Source organism: Polaromonas sp. P1_E1_2, assembly GCF_056406035.1.
The window spans coordinates 1-1,133 of sequence record NZ_JBFUAZ010000899.1; the positions used below are offsets into that span (position 1 = coordinate 1).

The 1,133-nt window shown below is 57.9% G+C and carries 2 protein-coding genes; both read right to left on the reverse strand.

From position 1 onward, the window contains the following. Positions 1-902 (reverse strand): phosphate acyltransferase PlsX (gene plsX / locus AC1D1P_RS23905; protein WP_477674728.1); only part of this gene is annotated, 902 nt, incomplete at its 3' end. An 88-nt stretch (positions 903-990) separates the two neighbouring features. After that, the gene (gene rpmF / locus AC1D1P_RS23910) at positions 991-1,131 is read right to left on the reverse strand and encodes a 50S ribosomal protein L32 (protein WP_477674729.1); all 141 of its coding nucleotides are present in this window, start codon (positions 1,129-1,131) and stop codon (positions 991-993) included. Positions 1,132-1,133: the final 2 nt, after the last annotated feature.

Here is a 1,133-nt window from a genome sequence, read left to right on the forward strand (position 1 = left end):
TTGAAAACCAGACCTTGAAGACCGAGCAGGGCGGCGCCGTTGTATCGCCTGTGGTCAACCCGATTTTTAAACGCAGTTAGCACCGGATAAGCAATGATGGCCGCAATTTTTGTCAAAACATTGCGGGAAAACTCAGCTTTTATGAAGCCGCCGATCATGCTTGCAAGACCTTCACTAGCCTTGAGCGCGACGTTGCCCACAAAACCGTCACAGACGACGATATCGGTCGTTCCCTTGAAAATATCGTTACCTTCGACATTCCCGTAAAAATTCAAATCACCGGAATTAGACGCAGAACGCAACAATTCGCCGGCTTTTTTTATAATTTCACTACCTTTTATCGCCTCTTCGCCAATATTGAGCAGGCCGACACTGGGCGTGGGGTTGCTGGCGATGGCTGCCACAAGGGCGGATCCCATCACGGCAAACTGCAGCAGGTGATCTTCGGTGCAGTCGACATTGGCACCCAGGTCCAGCACCGTGGTGGCGCCGCCCAGGGCATTGGGCAGCTGGGTAGCAATGGCCGGACGGTCTATGCCCTCCAGGGTTTTGAGGACATAGCGGGCAATGGCCATCAAGGCGCCGGTATTGCCGGCCGACACGGCCGCCTGGGCCACACCATCCTTGACCTGGTTCATCGCGACCCGCATCGAGGAGTTCTTCTTGCGCCGCAAGGCGATCTCGATGGGATCGTCCATGGTGACGATCTCGCTGGCCGGAACGATCTGGCAGCGCGGATGGGCTTGAAGGCGGGGGTACAACGGGTGCCCGGCGAGGACTTCAGGCTGGCCGACCAGCACCACAGCAGCATCCGGATGACCATCCAGGAATGCCAGGCTGGCCGGGAGCGTGACGGCTGGACCGATATCGCCGCCCATGGCATCGACAGCGATCCTGATCATGGGGCGACCGGTGCAGTCAAGAGAGAGTGGAATTCAGACAAAAGAAAGGCCCGCAGGATGAGTGCGGGCCCATGCTCAAAGCGTGGAATTACGCTTCGGATTTGGTTTTCAGCACCTTGCGGCCACGGTAAAAACCGGTAGGGCTGATGTGGTGGCGCAGGTGGGTTTCGCCGGTGGTGGATTCCACGGCAATGCCTGGCACGGTGAGTGCGTTGTGCGAGCGGTGCATGC

Excerpts from the sequence above, each read along its gene's own strand:
- rpmF (WP_477674729.1), bottom strand. The coding sequence starts at position 1,131 with ATGCACCGCTCGCACAACGCACTCACCGTGCCAGGCATTGCCGTGGAA.